Below are 14,606 nucleotides of genomic sequence, written 5' to 3' on the forward strand. Positions count from 1 at the left end.
AGATCCGTTCAGTCGGTCGGGAGGTGCAGTTCGACGTCCTCGATGACGGGGTTGGCCAGCAGGGTCTCGGCGATCTGCTTCAGCTCCGCCTCGTCGGGCGTGCCCTCGACGTCGAGGACGAAGTGCTTGCCCTGGCGCACGCTGCGCACGCCCTCGTGGCCGAGCCGGCCGAGTGCGCCGAGCACCGCCTGACCCTGGGGGTCGGAGATCTCCGGCTTGAGGACGACGTCGACGACCACCCGCGGCACGTGCACGAGGGTACCTGGCGGCCTTTCCGCCCCCGTTTCCCCCGCGAGATCTGCACACTCGCGGCCTTCACGCCCTCGATGACCGCAGGATCGCAGAACTCATCCGGCGAGAGCGGCACGGATCTCCGCGATCACCGCGTCGGGCCGGCCGAGCAGATCGGCCGAGGAGAACCGCAGCACGGTCCAGCCGGCGGCGATCAGCCGGTTCTGCCGTCTCAGGTCGTTCACGAACACCGCGCGGTCACGGTGCAGGTCGCCGTCGAACTCGACCAGCACACGACGGTCCGGCCACGCCAGGTCCGCCCGACCGGCGAAGCGGCCCGCCTCGTCGTGGATCACGTGCTGGAGCACCGGCGCAGGCAGCCCGGCCTCGTGCAGCAACCACCGCATCACCGATTCCATCGGCGACTCGGCGGACGGGTCCATGACCGGCAGGACCGCCCGCGCACGGGCCGACCCACGACCACCGGGCCGGCGAGCCAACTGCCGTTCCAGGTCTTCCCGGGTGCACCAGCGCGCCAGCAGCTGATCGGTGACGGCGAGCAGTCCGGCCGGTGGCAGCACCGCAGCGAGATCACGCCACGTGCGTGTCGGCGTCGTCACCGGGAAGCCGTGGCGCCGGGTGACGTCGTCAGCGACGTACGGCGTGCGGTGGATGCAGCGGTCGCTCCGGTTCCGGACGGCGGAACCGGGCAGCACGGTCACGTGGACCCGCTCGTCGTCGCGCTGCAGCGGAACGGCCAGCTCCCACAGGGCAGCAGCACTGACGTGACTGACGACGGCTCGTTCGGGCGCGCTCAGCAGGACCGCCGCCATGCGCGCCGCCGGATCGTTGCCCAAGGAGCGCGGCAGATAGGTGTCCCGCGAGAGACGCAGGACGTCGGGGTGGCGCAGGTGCCAGGAGCTCAGGCCTGCTTCGCGCGCGGCAGCCGCCGTCGTCGGAGCGGTGAGACGGGAGCGGACTCGTCGCGCAGGCACCGCGGAACTGTCGCCGAGCGAGGCCGCGTCCCGCTCCCGCCGTCCACAGCCCCGGGTGAGTTCTGCGTCGTCGCGGCCATCAGGCAGCTGATGGCCGCGAGTGTGCAGATCTCGCGGGGGGGGGCGGTCAGGTGAACGCGCGGCCGGTGAGCTGCTCGTAGGCGGTCACGTAGCGCTCGCGGGTGGCGGCGACGACGTCGTCCGGGAGCTCCGGCGGCGGGGAGACGCGGTCCCAGCCCGACTCGTGCGTGAGCCAGTCGCGGACGTACTGCTTGTCGTACGACGGCTGCGCCGCGCCGGGGGCCCACGAGGACGCCGGCCAGAAGCGCGACGAGTCGGGGGTGAGCACCTCGTCGGCGAGCACCAACTCGCCGCCGTCCAGCCCGAACTCGAACTTGGTGTCAGCCAGGACGATGCCGGCCGTCTCGGCGATCTCGGCGGCCCGGGAGTACAGGGCGAGCGTCAGCGCCTTCAGCTCGTCCGCCCGCCCGGCGCCCACCAGCTCGGAGACGCGCGAGAAGTCGATCGCCTCGTCGTGCTCCCCGATCTCGGCCTTCGTGGACGGCGTGAACACCGGCGCCGGCAGCCGCGAGCCCTCGACCAGCCCCGGCGGCAGGGAGACGTCCCGGATCGAGCCCGTGCGCTCGTACTCCTTCGTCCCCGAGCCGGACAGGTAGCCGCGCGCCACGCACTCGACCGGCAGCATCTCCAGCCGCCGCACCAGCATCGCCCGACCGGCGACGGACGGCGGGACGTCGGTGGCCGACACCAGGTGGTGCGACGCCCCGAAGCGCTCGAGCACCTGCCCCAACTGCTCGAACCACCACACCGACAGCTGGGTGAGCACCCGCCCCTTGTCGGGGATCGGCGTCGGCAGGATCCAGTCGTAGGCGGAGATCCGGTCCGACGCGACGAGCAGCAGGCGATCGGAGCCTGCGTCGTAGATCTCGCGCACCTTTCCCCGCGCGACGAGGGGCAGGTCGATCGTCACGTGAGCGCCGCGACCCGCTCGAACAGCGGGCCGAGGTTCTGCACGTACTGCTCCGGCCGGCAGATCTCGTCCAGCCGCGCCTCGTCCAGCTTCACGCCGTCCGCCTCGGCACGGGCACGCAGCGTCGACCGGAACGGCGTCCCGGTGTTCCACGTCTCCATCGCCGCGGACTGCACCAGCGCGTAGGCGTCCTCGCGGGACAGCCCGCCCTCGACCAGCTCCAGCAGCACCGACGAGGTGTAGATCAGCCCGCCGGTGGACTCCAGGTTGGCCCGCATCCGGTCGGCGTCGACCACCAGGTTCTCGACCAGCCCGGTGGTCAGGTGCAGGAGGTAGTCGGTGGTGATCGCCGCGTCGGGCAGGAACACCCGCTCGGTCGAGGAGTGCGAGATGTCCCGCTCGTGCCAGAGCGGGATGCCCTCCATGACCGGCACGATCGCGGCCCGCACGACCCGCGCCAGCCCGGCGATGCGCTCGGAGCGGATCGGGTTCTTCTTGTGCGGCATCGCGCTCGAGCCCTTCTGGCCCGAGCCGAACGCCTCGGACAGTTCCCGCACCTCGGTCCGCTGCCCGTGCCGCACCTCCAGGGCGACCGTCTCGCAGACCGTGGCGATGATCGCCAGCGCCGAGACCCACTCGCTGATCGAGTCGCGGAGCACCACCTGCGTGGAGGCCTCGGCCGGCCGCAGCCCCAGGGCCTCGGCGACGGCCACCTCGACCGACGGGTCGATCAGCGAGTACGTGCCGACGGCGCCGGAGATCGCGACGACGCCCACCCGCTCCCGCGCCGCCCGCAGCCGGTCCCGGGACCGGGCCATGGCGAAGGCGATGTCGGCGACCCGGTGGCCCCACACGTCCGGCTCGGCGTGCACGCCGTGCGTGCGGCCCACCTTGATCGTGGACCGGTGGGCCAGCGCGTGGTCGCGCAGCGCGGCGACCAGCCGGTCGGCCTTGGCCAGCAGGACGTCGGTGGCGTCGGTCAGCTGCACCGCCAGCGCGGTGTCCAGCAGGTCGGACGACGTCATGCCGTGGTGCACGTAGGCGGCGGCCGAGCGCGGCGAGGTGTTGTCGGCCCACGCGGTGAGGAAGGCGATGACGTCGTGCTGCGTCGTCTCCTCGATCTCCGCGACCCGCTCGGGCGTCGGCGGCGGGGCGTTGCGCACCGGCTCGACCACGTCGGCGGGCACCCGGCCGGCCGCCGCGTGCGCCTCCAGCACCAGGGTCTCCACCCGGCACCACAGCTCGTATTTGTGCTGGTCGCTCCAGACCCGACCCATGTCGGGGAGCGTGTACCGCTCGATCATGCGGGTACCGCCTCGGTCCGGTCAGCTCGTCGCACCACGGGACCATCCTCCCCGTAGGGATACCGTGATCATCGACGGCCCCTAGAACCCGGGCGGAGGTGCGCCATGCTGCGACGGGCGAACTCCGTGGTGGCGCGGGCCCGGGAGCGCATCCGCGCGGCCGCCGAGCACGATCCGCACGCCTGGCCCGAGCGGGACGACGACCGCGCGATCCTGCTGCACGACGACGAGGTCGACGCCCCCGAGCGCCCCTCGGGCACCGCGCCCGACACGGACGGGTCCGACCGTCCCCCGCTGGGCAGTCCCGAGCCCGGGGCGCCGGACCTGGACGGCCCGATAGGCCCGGGCGGCGTCAGCGGGCCGCCCAACGGCGGCCGGCCGCACCGGCCCGGCGAGCGCACCACCCGGCTGCTGCGCGACCGCACGGCCGGCTCCCCCGACGCCGTCGTCCCCATCGGCCTCCGGACGGCGGCTGCCTGGTCGTGGCGGCTGATCGTCGTCCTCGCCGGCCTGTACGCGCTGCTCTACGCCATGGCGACGATCGCCGTGGTCGTCGTCCCGGTGATCGTGGCGCTGCTGCTGGCCGCCCTGTTGCAGCCCGGGGCGGCCGGCCTGGTGAAGCGGGGGTGGCCGCGGTCGCTGGCCGCGCTGGCGATGCTCCTCGTCGGCCTCGCGGTGGTCGCCGGGATCATCACGCTGGTCGTCGAGCGGTTCACCGCCGGCTTCAGCGACCTGGCAGCGCAGGTCAGCCAGGGCATCGGGCAGGTGCAGGACTTCATCGTCAGCACCTTCCCGATCACCAAGAACCAGCTCTCGCAGGCCGTCACCCAGCTGCAGGACACCCTGGTCAGCAACCAGCAGACGATCGCCACCGGGGCGCTGACCACCGCGGCCACCGTCGGCGAGGTGTTCACCGGCATCGTCCTGGCGCTGTTCACGCTGTTCTTCTTCCTCAAGGACGGCCGGTCCATCTGGCTGTGGCTGGTCGGGCTGTTCCCCCGCGACTCCCGCGCCTACCTCGACGAGGCCGCCCGCCGCGCCTGGCGGACGCTGATCTCCTACGTCCGCGCGACGGTCGCCGTCGCGCTGGTCGACGCCATCGGCATCGGCATCGGGCTGGCGATCCTCGGCGTGCCGCTGGTCATCCCGCTGGCCGCGCTGGTCTTCCTCGGGGCGTTCATCCCGATCATCGGGTCGTTCCTCGCCGGCTCGGTCGCCGTCCTGGTCGCGCTGGTGTCCGAGGGGCCGATCAAGGCGCTGATCGCGCTGGCGATCGTCATCCTGGTCATGCAGCTCGAGGGGCACGTCCTGCAGCCGCTGCTGCTCGGCCGCGCCGTCCGCGTGCACCCGCTGGCCGTCGTCCTCGCGATCGCCGCCGGCCTGCTGGTCGGCGGCATCTTCGGCGCGCTGATCGCCGTCCCGACGGTCGCCTGCGCGAACGTGGCCGGCACGTACCTGTCCCGCCGCAACGACGGGCCCCGCCCGCCCGAGCCGAGGCCCGAGCGGGCGAAGCCCGTCGTCCAAGCGACGTAGCTACACCAGGATCCGCAGCGGCTGCTCCACGGTGGCGGTGAACGCCGCCATCCACTCGGCCGCCAGGGCACCGTCGATCACCCGGTGGTCCGCGGACAGCGTCACCTTCACGACCGTGGCCACGGCCAGCGCGCCGTCGGTGACGACCGGCTCCTGCCGCGCGGCACCGACGGCGAGGATCGCCGACTGCGGCGGGTTGATGATCGCGGCGAACTCCTCGGTGCCGAACATGCCGAGGTTGGTGATCGTCAGCGTGCCGCCCTCGAGCTCGTCCTGGCGCAGCCGCCCGGCGCGGGCCCGGTCCACGAGGTCGCGCACGGTGGCCGCTACCTCCGACACCGGCGACCGGTCCACGGCCCGGACGACGGGGGTGAGCAGGCCGGTCTCGGTGGCCACGGCGAGGGCGACGTCCACGGCGGAGAACTGCCGCATCGCCTCGGGCGTCCAGATCGCGTTCATCCGCGGCACCGCGGTGTGCGCCCGCGCCGCGGCCTTGACCAGCAGGTCGGTCACCGACACCTTCGTGCCGGCCTCGGCCAGGCCGGCACGCAGCCGCAGCAGGTCGTCGACCCGCAGCGTCGCCCGCACGGTGAAGTGCGGGATCGTCTGCTTGCTCTCGGTGAGCCGGCGGGCGATCGCCCGCCGCATCGGCGTGTGCGGGACGTCGGTCCAGTCCGCGGGGACGGCGGCGGTCGGGACGGCGGCGGCGGTGGCCGCGGGCGCCGGTGCCGCCGCGGGCGCCGGTGCCGGTGCGGGCGACTGCGCCTTGGCCGCGTCGACGTCCCGGCGCAGGATCCGCCCGCCCGGGCCGGTGCCGGCGATCGACTCGAGGGCGAGCCCGGCGTCGCGGGCCAGCCGCCGGGCCAGCGGGCTGGCGAAGATCCGCCGGTGCCCGTTCCCGTTCACGGCGGCCGCCGCGGAGACCGGCCCGGCGACCGCCTCCGCGGTGGCCACCAGCGGCTCCGGCACCGCCGGGCTGGGCGGCGCCTCCTGCTTGCCGCCCTCCGGGTCCGGGGGCGAGTCGGGCAGCCGGCCGACGCCCAGCGACGCCAGCACGGCGGCGAGGTCGTCGACCCGCTCCCCCGGGTCGCCGAGGACCGCGATCGGCGCGCCGACCTCGACCGTCGCCCCCGGCGCGACCAGCAGCTTGAGGACGACGCCGGCCTGCTCGGCCTCGACGTCGACGACCGCCTTCTCGGTCTCCACCGTGGCGACGACGTCCTCGGCGCCGAACTCGGCGGCCTCGCCCACCGACCAGCCGGCGAGGACCGCCTCGGTGCCGCCCGCCGCGACCTCGGGCATGCGCATCAGCCGTGCCATCGCTCAGGCCTCCGTGATCTCGCGCAGCGCGGCCGTGACCTCGGCGCTCTGCGCGATCGCCGCGCGCTCGAGGACCTTGCTGATGCTCGGCGAGGCCTCGCCGCCGGTCACCCGCTGCACGGGGGCGTCGAGCCAGTCGAAGAACCGCCGCTGGATCTCGTCGGCCAGCCAGCCGCCGTACGACGTCCCGACGGCGCCCTGCTCCGCGATGAGCACGTTGTTGGTCTTTCGGATGCTCTCGCCGATCGTCTCCCAGTCGATGCTGGCGCGGTCCAGCCAGCGCAGGTCGATCACCTCGGCGTCGAACCCGCCGGCCTCCACCGCGTCGAGCACGTAGTGCGTCATCGCCAGGTAGGTCAGGACGGTGACCGTCGACCCGGTCCGGCGCACCGCGGCCTTGCCGACCGGCAGGCAGTAGTCCAGGTCGTCGACCGGGGCGGGACCGGTGGAGTTGTAGAGGTCGACGTGCTCGAGGACGACGACCGGGTCCTCGCAGCGCAGCGCGGCGTTCATCAGCCCCACGTAGTCGAACGGCGTCGTCGGCGCGACGATCCGCCAGCCCGGGTTGGTGGCGAAGATGCCGGCCGGGTCCATGGAGTGCTGCGAGCCGTAGCCGGTGCCCATCGCCACCTTGCTGCGCAGCACGAACGGCACCGAGCCGTCGCCGCCGAACATGTGCCGCGCCTTGCCGATCTGGTTGAACAGCTGGTCGGCGGCGACCCACATGAAGTCGGCGTACATGAACTCGACGACGGGACGGAACCGTCCGTCGATCGCGATCCCCCCGCCCAGGCCGGCGAAGGCGTTCTCGCTGATCGGCGTGCCGAGGATGCGGTCGGGGAAGCGGTCCTTGAGCCCACGGGTGGCGCCGTTGGTGCCGCCGTTGAGCCGGTGCACGTCCTCGCCCATGACGACGACGCGCTCGTCGGTCTCCATGCGCCGGCCCATGACGGCGGCGACCGACTCGATGAACTTGCCCTCGGTGAGCTCGCCGGCGAAGTCGTCGACGTCGGCGAACCGGGCGTCGGCGAACTCCGACAGGTCGCCGCGCACGCCGACGTCCACGAACCGCGGGTCGGGCCACTCGGAGGCGCGGATCCGGCGCGCGCCGGGCTTGCCGTCGGGGTCGGGCTCGAAGAGCACCTCGCCGACCTCGGCCATCGCCTGCTTGGCCGCGGCGACGGCGGCGTCGTGGCCGGCGGCGGTGAGGATGCCCCGCCGGACCAGGTGGCCGGCGACCTGGTCGATCGGGTCGCGGGCGCGCCACTCCCGCTCCTCCTCCTTGGAGCGGTAGCCGAACGCGCTGCCGGGGAAGCCGCCGTTCTGGTGGAAGTAGCGGTAGGTGTCGGCCTCGACGAGAGTGGCGCCCTTGCCGGCCCGCATGTGCGCGACCGCCGCCTGCACGGCCAGGTGGACGGCGAGCGGGTCCATCCCGTCGACCTTCCAGCTGGCGACGCCGAAGCCCGGCCCGCGCCCGGAGAGCCGGGGCTCGCCGGTGGCCTCGAAGACGTTGGTGGAGACGGCGTAGCGGTTGTTCTCGATGAAGAAGCAGACCGGCAGCTTCCAGGCCGCGGCGAGGTTCAGCGTCTCGAGCGTCGAGCCGATGTTGGCCGCCCCGTCGCCGAAGTAGGTCACCGAGACCGCGTCGGTGCCGGCCTGCCGGTCGGCCCAGGCGAAGCCCGCGGCCTGCGGGACGCCGCCGCCGACGATGGCGTTGGTGCCCATCGCGCCGGCGTCCTTCCACTGCAGGTGCATCGAGCCGCCGCGGCCGTGGCTCCAGCCGCGGTCGAGCCCGCAGATCTCGGCGAGGGTGCGCAGCAGCACCTCGCGCACGTCGTCGGCCACCGGCGCGGTCAGGTCGATGCCCTTGGGCGCGACGTGGTGCAGCGCCTTGGCCAGGAACTGGTGGTGCCCGCGGTGGGTGCCGTTGACCTGGTCGGCGCTGGTCAGCGCGAGCGCCGAGCCGACCGCGCCGCCCTCCTGGCCGATGCTGGAGTGCGCCGGCCCGTGGATGAGCCCAGCACCGGCCAGCTCGAGGACGTACTCCTCGAACACGCGGATCAGCACCAGCTGCGCGTGCATCGCCTGCAGCAGCTCGGGGTCGGCGGCGTCCCAGTCCTCGTCGGTGGCGACCAGCTCCACCCACGGAGCGGCCGGTTCCAGCCGTCGGTGCAGGGGCATCGGGTTTCTCCTCGCGGACGTGCTCACGGAGCCGGATTGGATCCGAGTTCGAGCAGGTTGCGTTAGATACTAGTGTGCTGACTCACATTCGCCTAGTATTTGGATCCAGACCGCGTGATTCGAGGGAGGCGCACATGGCACTGCCGGGGCTGACGGGCGTGGACCACATCGGCTTCACGGTTCCCGACCTCGAGCAGGCGCGGGCCTTCCTGGTCGACGTCCTCGGCTGCGAGTACCTGTACTCGCTCGGGCCGTTCGTACACGAGGACACCGACTGGATGGCCGAGCACCTCAACGTCCACCCGCGGGCGGTCATGCGGCGCAACAGCTTCTTCCGCTGCGGCGGCCAGGCGGTCTTCGAGGTCTTCTCCTACGAGGCGCCCGACCAGAACCCGGTGCCCCCACGCAACAGCGACATCGGCGGGCACCACGTCGCCCTGTACGTCGACGACCTCGACGCGGCGGTCGCCCACCTGCGCGAGCACGGCGTCCGGGTGCTCGGCGAGCCGACGGCGAGCAAGGGCGCGCACGAGGGCCAGCGCTGGGTCTACTTCCTCGCGCCGTGGGGCATGCAGTTCGAGCTGGTGAGCTATCCGGAGGGCAAGGCGTACTTCCGCACCCCGGAGGCGTTCGCATGACGGAGGTGGGCTCGGGCATCGGGGCGGCCAGCTCGCGGGTCGCCCACTACCTGCGGCACGCGATCCTCACCGGCCAGATCGCCCCCGGCGAGTGGATCCGCCAGGAGGAGGTCGCCGAGCGGCTGGGCTCGAGCCGGCTGCCGGTCCGCGAGGCGCTGCGCATCCTCGAGGCCGAGGGCCTCACCGAGCACGAGCGGCACCGCGGCGCCCGCGTACCCAGCCTGTCGATGCACGAGGTCGACGTCATCTACCAGATGCGCGAGCAGCTCGAGCAGCTGGCGATCGCCGAGAGCATCCCGAACCTCACCGACGCCCAGATCCGGCACCTCGAGGACGTCCAGGAGCGCATCGAGGCCAACGACGACGTCGCCGCCTTCCTCGAGCTGGACCGCGAGTTCCACCTGCAGAGCTACACCGGCTGCCGGATCGAGCAGCTGACCGCCACGGTCACCCGGCTGTGGAACTCCACCGCGCACTACCGGCGCACGTTCGTCACGCTCACCGGCCCCGGCCGCAAGTGGGTCATCAACGCCGAGCACCGCCTGCTGCTCGACGCGATCGCCCGCCGCGACGTCGTCGACGCGGAGCGCTGCCTGGCCGGGCACATCCGCCGCACGCGGATCGAGCTGGGCCGCCACCCGGAGGTGTTCACCCGATGAAGGAGACGTTCGGCCTGCGCGTCAACGGCCGGGAGGCGTCGGTGTCGGCGGAGCCCGACACCCCGCTGCTCACCGTGCTGCGCAACGAGCTCGGGCTGCTCGGCCCGCGGTTCGGCTGCGGCCTGGGCCAGTGCGGAGCCTGCTTCGTCCGGCTGGACGGCGCCGTCGTCCCGTCCTGCGACACCCCGGTGTGGGCCGCCGCCGGCCACGACGTCGTGACCGTGGAGGGCCTCGGCGCCGACGGCGCCCTGCACCCGGTGCAGCAGGCGCTGCTCGACCGGCAGGCCGCCCAGTGCGGGTTCTGCATCTCCGGCATCGCCGTCCGCGCCGCCGCCCTGCTGGAGGAGGTGCCCGCCCCCGACGCCGCCACCGTGGCGCGGGCGCTGGACCGCAACCTCTGCCGCTGCGGCGCCCAGCGCCGGATCATCGACGCCGTCGTCGCGGCGGGGGATGCATCGTGACCACCGCCGCCGACACCGCCCCCCGGGTCGACACCGCCGCCGGCTCGCCCGAGCTGCCCAAGGACCTCGCGGCCAACCCGCGGCTCTCCTCGTGGGTGCGGGTGTGCCCCGACGGCACGGTCGAGCTGCGGGTCGGCAAGGTCGAGTTCGGGCAGGGGATCCTCACCGCCCTCGCCCAGGTGGCCGCCGAGGAGCTCGGCGTGCCGCTCGACCGGATCCGGATGCTGCCGGCTTCCAGCGCGGGGCCGGACGAGGGCCTGACCGCGGGCAGCATGTCGATCGTCGAGTCCGCGCCCGCGGTCCGCGTGGTCTGCGCCAACGTGCGCGCGCGGTACGCCGGCCGGCCCTACGGCGCCGCGGAGGTGGACCTCGACGTCGACGCCGACCCCGCGGTGCCGCTCGCGGATCCGTCGTCCTACCGGGTGGTCGGCACCAGCGCGGCCCGGCTGGACCTGCCCGACAAGATCGCCGGGCGGCCGCGATACATCTCCGACCTGCGCCTGCCGGGGCAGCTGTTCGGCCGCGTGGTCCGCCCACCGTCTCCCGGAGCGCAGCTGGTGGACGTGGCGCCGGTGGCCGTCGACGGGCTGACCGTCGTCCGCGACGGCTCGTTCCTCGGCGTCGTCGGCCCCGACGAGGCCGCGGTCGCCGTCGCCGTCGAGCGCCTGCGCAAGGCGGCGACCTGGACCGAGGACGACGCACTGCCCGACGAGCGCGACCTCGTCGCCTTCCTGCAGGAGTCCCCCACCGAGACCGTGGCGGTGCTCGACGACGCCGGGCAGACCTCCGCGTCGGGCCCCGCCCTGTCCGCCCGCTACAGCCGCCCGTTCCTGGCGCACGCCTCGATCGCACCCAGCTGCGGCATCGCGCACTGGGACACCGACGGCAGCGTGCACGTGTGGAGCTCCAGCCAGGGCGTGCACCGGCTGCGCGACGCGATCGCGCACGCCCTCGACGTCCCCCCGGCGCGGATCACCGTGGAGCACGTCGAGAACGCCGGCTGCTACGGCCACAACGGCGCCGACGACGTCGCCTTCGACGCCGTCCTGCTGGCGCGGGCCGTGCCCGGCCATCCGGTGCAGGTGCAGTGGAGCCGGCGCGACGAGCTGTCGTGGGCGCCGTTCGGCTCGGCCATGGCCAGCCACGTGTCGGCTCAGCTCGACGCGGATCGCCGGATCGTGTCGTGGAGCTACGACGTCTGGTCGCAGGGCCACACCGCCCGCCCCGGCTACGCGGGCGTGCCCGGCCTGCTCGCCGGCACGCACCTCGCGCGGCCGCTCCCGGCCCCGGCGGCGGCCGACCCGCCCGCCGCGGCCGGCGGTGGCTCCACGCGCAACGCCGTCCCGCTGTACGACGTCGGCAACCGGCGCATCCACGGGCACCGCCTGCTCGACAACCCGGTGCGCTCCTCGGCGCTGCGGGCGCTGGGCGCGTTCCTCAACGTGTTCAGCATCGAGTCGTTCATGGACGAGCTCGCCGAGCTGGCCGGGCAGGACCCGCTGGAGTTCCGGCTGCGCCACCTCACCGACGAGCGGGCGCGCGCCGTGCTCACCACGGCCGCCGAGCGGGCCGGCTGGGGGACGCCGCTGCCCGAGGGCACCGGCCGCGGCCTCGGCGTCGCCCGGTACAAGGGCCGCGGCGCCTACTGCGCCGTCGTCGCCGAGGTCGAGGCCGAGACCGACATCCGGCTGCGCCGGCTCACCGTCGCCGTCGACGTCGGCCGGGTGATCAACCCGGACGGCGTCCGCTTCCAGATCGAGGGCGGCACGATCCAGGCCGCCAGCTGGGCGCTCAAGGAGCGGGTGCGCTTCGACCGCCGCCGGGTGACCAGCGACGACTGGGAGGGCTACCCGATCCTGCGCTTCTCCGAGGTGCCCGAGATCCAGGTGCACCTCGTCGACTCCGCCGCGCCCTCGCTCGGCGCCGGCGAGGCGGCACAGGGCCCCACCGCCGGTGCGATCGGCAACGCCGTCGCCGCCGCCGTCGGGGTCCGCGTCCGCGATCTCCCCCTGACCGCCCAGGCCGTCGAGGCCGCGATCACCGCAACCGACTGACGAAGGAGTCCGTCATGCCCCGCCCGCACATCAGCTACGTCCCGCTCGAGGACATGAACGAGGCGATGCAGGAGGAGATGCACCGCTGCGCCCGCGAGGGGACGCCGCGGCCGGAGAGCTCCGCCGTCCGTGCGCACGCGCCGAACGCGTTCTGGGCGTTCGCCGACTCCTGGAAGTCGCTGTTCCACAGCGGTGTCTGCGACCACGCGACCAAGGAGCTGTGCCGCGTCTACATCTCCCGCACGGTGCTGTGCGAGTTCTGCGGCAACCAGCGCTCGATCAAGGCGGCGAAGGCCGGCCTCGAGGAGATGCAGTACGACGAGCTGCTCAACTTCGAGAAGTCCGACCAGTACGACGAGCGGCAGAAGGCGGCGCTGGCCTACGCCGAGGCGATCGCGTGGGGCATGCCGGCCGACGAGGAGGGCTTCTGGGCCCGGCTGCACGCGCACTTCTCCGAGCCGGAGCTGGTCGAGCTCGGCTGCTGCATCGCGCTGACCTTCGGCCAGCAGAGCTGGATCCGGCTGCTCGGCATCGACCACCACCAGTACCTGGCCGGCACCGACGCCTCGATGGCACCGGGCTTCCGCACCGCCGAGGAGCTTGCCGAGAGCAAGGGCCGCCCCGACTACTGGGCCGCGAAGAACCAGCCGGCGCCCACCGCCCAGGTCTGATCCCCCGCACCGCCGCATCGTTCGAACTGCTGGGGCCCGGAATCGCACCGATTCCGGGCCCCAGCGGTTCACCGCACGGCGCTCATGAGGCCGTCTGAGCTCGTCACCACGAGACGGCGATGTACTTGCTCTCCAGGTAGTCGAGCATCCCGTCGTGGCCGCCCTCGCGGCCGATGCCGCTCTGCTTGGTCCCGCCGAACGGCGCCGCCGGGTCGCTGACCAGCCCACGGTTGAGGCCGACCATGCCCGACTCCAGCGCCTCGCTGACCCGCAGGCCGCGGGCGAGGTCAGCGGTGTACAGGTAGGAGACCAGGCCGTACTCGGTGTCGTTGGCCAGCCGGATCGCCTCGTCCTCGTCGTCGAAGGCGACCACGGGCGCCACCGGCCCGAAGATCTCCTCGCGGAGGATCGCCGAACCCGGCTCGACGCCGGTCAGGACGGTCGGCTCGTAGTAGAAGCCCTCGCGGTCGGGACGGCGGCCCCCGACGACGGCCGTCGCCCCGCCGTCCACCGCGCCCCGGACGAGCTCGTCGACCTTCGCCGCGGTGTCGTCGTTGACCAGCGGGCCGACCTGGGTCTCCTCCGCCAGCCCGGGCCCGACCTGCAGCGCGGACATCCGCTCGGCCAGCCGCCGGCTGAACTCCTCGGCCACGGGCCGCTCGACGTAGAACCGGTTGGCCGCGGTGCACGCCTCGCCGCCGTTGCGCATCTTGGCGATCATGGCGCCCTCGACGGCGGCGTCGAGGTCGGCGTCGGCGAAGACGAGGAACGGGGCGTTGCCGCCGAGCTCCATCGAGCAGTTGATGACCTGGTCGGCCGCCTCGCGCAGCAGCACCCGGCCGACCTCGGTCGAACCCGTGAACGACAGCTTGCGCACCCGCGGGTCGTGCAGCATGGCCGACACGACCGCGCCCGAGCGCCGGGCGGGCAGCACGTTGACCACGCCCGGGGGCACGCCGGCGTCCTCCAGGATGCGGGCCATGGCCAGCGCGGTGAGCGGTGTGTCGCTGGCCGGCTTGAGGATGACCGTGCAGCCGGCGGCCAGCGCGGGGCCGATCTTGCGGGTGGCCATCGCGGCCGGGAAGTTCCACGGAGTCACCAGCACGCAGATGCCCACCGGCTGCTGCACCACGAGGATCTTGTTCGCACCGGACGGCGCCGTCGTCACCGCGCCGTTGGCCCGCACGGCCTCCTCGGCGTACCAGCGGAAGAACTCCGCGGCGTAGGTGACCTCGCCCTTCGCGTCCGGCAGCGCCTTGCCGTTCTCGAGCGTGACCAGCCGGGCCAGGGTGTCCGCCTGCGCCGTCATCAGGTCGAAGGCGCGGCGCAGGATCTCCGAGCGCTCCCGCGGGGCGGTGGCCGCCCAGGCCGCGGCCGCGGCGTCGGCGGCGTCGACCGCCGCGATCGCGTCGTCCACCGTGCCGTCGGCGACGGTGGTGAGCACCCGGCCGGTCGCCGGGTCGAGCACGTCGAAGCGGCCGCCGTCGGAGGCCGGCGCCGGCTTGCCCCCGATCCAGAGGTCGGTGAACAGGTAGTCGAAGTCGCCGAGGGCGTCGAGCGTCATGGGG

The 14,606-nt window shown here is 73.5% G+C and carries 13 protein-coding genes; 6 read left to right on the forward strand and 7 right to left on the reverse strand.

Going from position 1 to position 14,606, the window contains the following annotated elements; all coding sequences use genetic code 11:
• Positions 1-8 precede the first annotated feature (8 nt).
• From purS to purB, 4 genes are all read right to left on the reverse strand, one after another.
• On the reverse strand, positions 9-248 hold the full coding sequence (gene purS, locus AB3388_RS25760; RefSeq protein ID WP_495408169.1) for a phosphoribosylformylglycinamidine synthase subunit PurS: 240 nt from the start codon (positions 246-248) through the stop codon (positions 9-11).
• A 99-nt stretch (positions 249-347) separates the two neighbouring features.
• Positions 348-1,226: a DUF559 domain-containing protein gene (locus tag AB3388_RS25765; RefSeq protein WP_495408170.1), complete on the reverse strand. Its 879-nt coding sequence runs from the start codon at positions 1,224-1,226 to the stop codon at positions 348-350.
• 127 nt (positions 1,227-1,353) lie between these two features.
• The gene (locus AB3388_RS25770; RefSeq protein ID WP_495408171.1) at positions 1,354-2,217 is read right to left on the reverse strand and encodes a phosphoribosylaminoimidazolesuccinocarboxamide synthase; all 864 of its coding nucleotides are present in this window, start codon (positions 2,215-2,217) and stop codon (positions 1,354-1,356) included.
• A complete protein-coding gene (purB, locus tag AB3388_RS25775; protein ID WP_495408172.1) occupies positions 2,214-3,521 on the reverse strand; it encodes an adenylosuccinate lyase in 1,308 nt (435 codons plus the stop codon). The genes AB3388_RS25770 and purB overlap by 4 nt, the downstream gene beginning before the upstream one ends.
• Before the next feature lie 105 nt (positions 3,522-3,626).
• On the opposite strand from purB, the gene AB3388_RS25780 reads away from it, so the two are divergent.
• Positions 3,627-5,054 (forward strand): AI-2E family transporter, encoded by a 1,428-nt coding sequence (locus AB3388_RS25780; protein WP_495408174.1) that lies wholly within the window; start codon positions 3,627-3,629, stop codon positions 5,052-5,054.
• Here the strand turns inward: AB3388_RS25780 and AB3388_RS25785 are convergent, their stop codons facing one another.
• Both AB3388_RS25785 and AB3388_RS25790 read right to left on the reverse strand, forming a co-directional pair.
• A complete protein-coding gene (locus AB3388_RS25785) occupies positions 5,055-6,374 on the reverse strand; it encodes a dihydrolipoamide acetyltransferase family protein (RefSeq protein WP_495408175.1) in 1,320 nt (439 codons plus the stop codon).
• 3 nt (positions 6,375-6,377) lie between these two features.
• Positions 6,378-8,555, reverse strand: a complete 2,178-nt coding sequence (locus AB3388_RS25790; RefSeq protein WP_495408176.1) for an alpha-ketoacid dehydrogenase subunit alpha/beta — start codon at positions 8,553-8,555, stop codon at positions 6,378-6,380.
• Between the two features lie 134 nt (positions 8,556-8,689).
• On the opposite strand from AB3388_RS25790, the gene AB3388_RS25795 reads away from it, so the two are divergent.
• Genes AB3388_RS25795 through AB3388_RS25815 form a run of 5 tightly spaced genes read left to right on the forward strand, consistent with a single transcriptional unit; the run spans position 8,690 to position 13,038 of the window.
• Positions 8,690-9,193 (forward strand): VOC family protein, encoded by a 504-nt coding sequence (locus AB3388_RS25795; protein ID WP_495408177.1) that lies wholly within the window; start codon positions 8,690-8,692, stop codon positions 9,191-9,193.
• A complete protein-coding gene (locus tag AB3388_RS25800) occupies positions 9,190-9,852 on the forward strand; it encodes a GntR family transcriptional regulator (protein ID WP_495408178.1) in 663 nt (220 codons plus the stop codon). Before AB3388_RS25795 ends, AB3388_RS25800 begins: the two co-directional genes overlap by 4 nt.
• Complete coding sequence (locus AB3388_RS25805) at positions 9,849-10,313, forward strand: (2Fe-2S)-binding protein (RefSeq protein WP_495408179.1); 465 nt, start codon at positions 9,849-9,851, stop codon at positions 10,311-10,313. Before AB3388_RS25800 ends, AB3388_RS25805 begins: the two co-directional genes overlap by 4 nt.
• Complete coding sequence (locus AB3388_RS25810) at positions 10,310-12,367, forward strand: xanthine dehydrogenase family protein molybdopterin-binding subunit (protein ID WP_495408181.1); 2,058 nt, start codon at positions 10,310-10,312, stop codon at positions 12,365-12,367. The genes AB3388_RS25805 and AB3388_RS25810 overlap by 4 nt, the downstream gene beginning before the upstream one ends.
• A gap of 14 nt (positions 12,368-12,381) precedes the next feature.
• Positions 12,382-13,038, forward strand: a complete 657-nt coding sequence (locus tag AB3388_RS25815) for a carboxymuconolactone decarboxylase family protein (protein WP_495408182.1) — start codon at positions 12,382-12,384, stop codon at positions 13,036-13,038.
• Positions 13,039-13,141: 103 nt separating this feature from the next.
• Here AB3388_RS25815 and AB3388_RS25820 read toward each other — a convergent pair whose 3' ends face one another.
• A complete protein-coding gene (locus AB3388_RS25820) occupies positions 13,142-14,602 on the reverse strand; it encodes an NAD-dependent succinate-semialdehyde dehydrogenase (RefSeq protein WP_495408183.1) in 1,461 nt (486 codons plus the stop codon).
• Positions 14,603-14,606 lie beyond the last annotated feature (4 nt).

The sequence above is a fragment of the Geodermatophilus sp. SMS 5-13 genome, assembly GCF_059428245.1.

Bases quoted from the DNA above. Each gene is read 5' to 3' on its own strand.
- AB3388_RS25805 (WP_495408179.1), top strand. From the start codon at position 9,849: ATGAAGGAGACGTTCGGCCTGCGCGTCAACGGCCGGGAGGCGTCGGTG.
- AB3388_RS25795 (WP_495408177.1), top strand. From the start codon at position 8,690: ATGGCACTGCCGGGGCTGACGGGCGTGGACCACATCGGCTTCACGGTT.
- AB3388_RS25800 (WP_495408178.1), top strand. From the start codon at position 9,190: ATGACGGAGGTGGGCTCGGGCATCGGGGCGGCCAGCTCGCGGGTCGCC.
- AB3388_RS25790 (WP_495408176.1), bottom strand. From the start codon at position 8,555: ATGCCCCTGCACCGACGGCTGGAACCGGCCGCTCCGTGGGTGGAGCTG.
- AB3388_RS25820 (WP_495408183.1), bottom strand. From the start codon at position 14,602: ATGACGCTCGACGCCCTCGGCGACTTCGACTACCTGTTCACCGACCTC.
- AB3388_RS25780 (WP_495408174.1), top strand. From the start codon at position 3,627: ATGCTGCGACGGGCGAACTCCGTGGTGGCGCGGGCCCGGGAGCGCATC.
- purB (WP_495408172.1), bottom strand. From the start codon at position 3,521: ATGATCGAGCGGTACACGCTCCCCGACATGGGTCGGGTCTGGAGCGAC.
- AB3388_RS25785 (WP_495408175.1), bottom strand. From the start codon at position 6,374: ATGGCACGGCTGATGCGCATGCCCGAGGTCGCGGCGGGCGGCACCGAG.
- AB3388_RS25815 (WP_495408182.1), top strand. From the start codon at position 12,382: ATGCCCCGCCCGCACATCAGCTACGTCCCGCTCGAGGACATGAACGAG.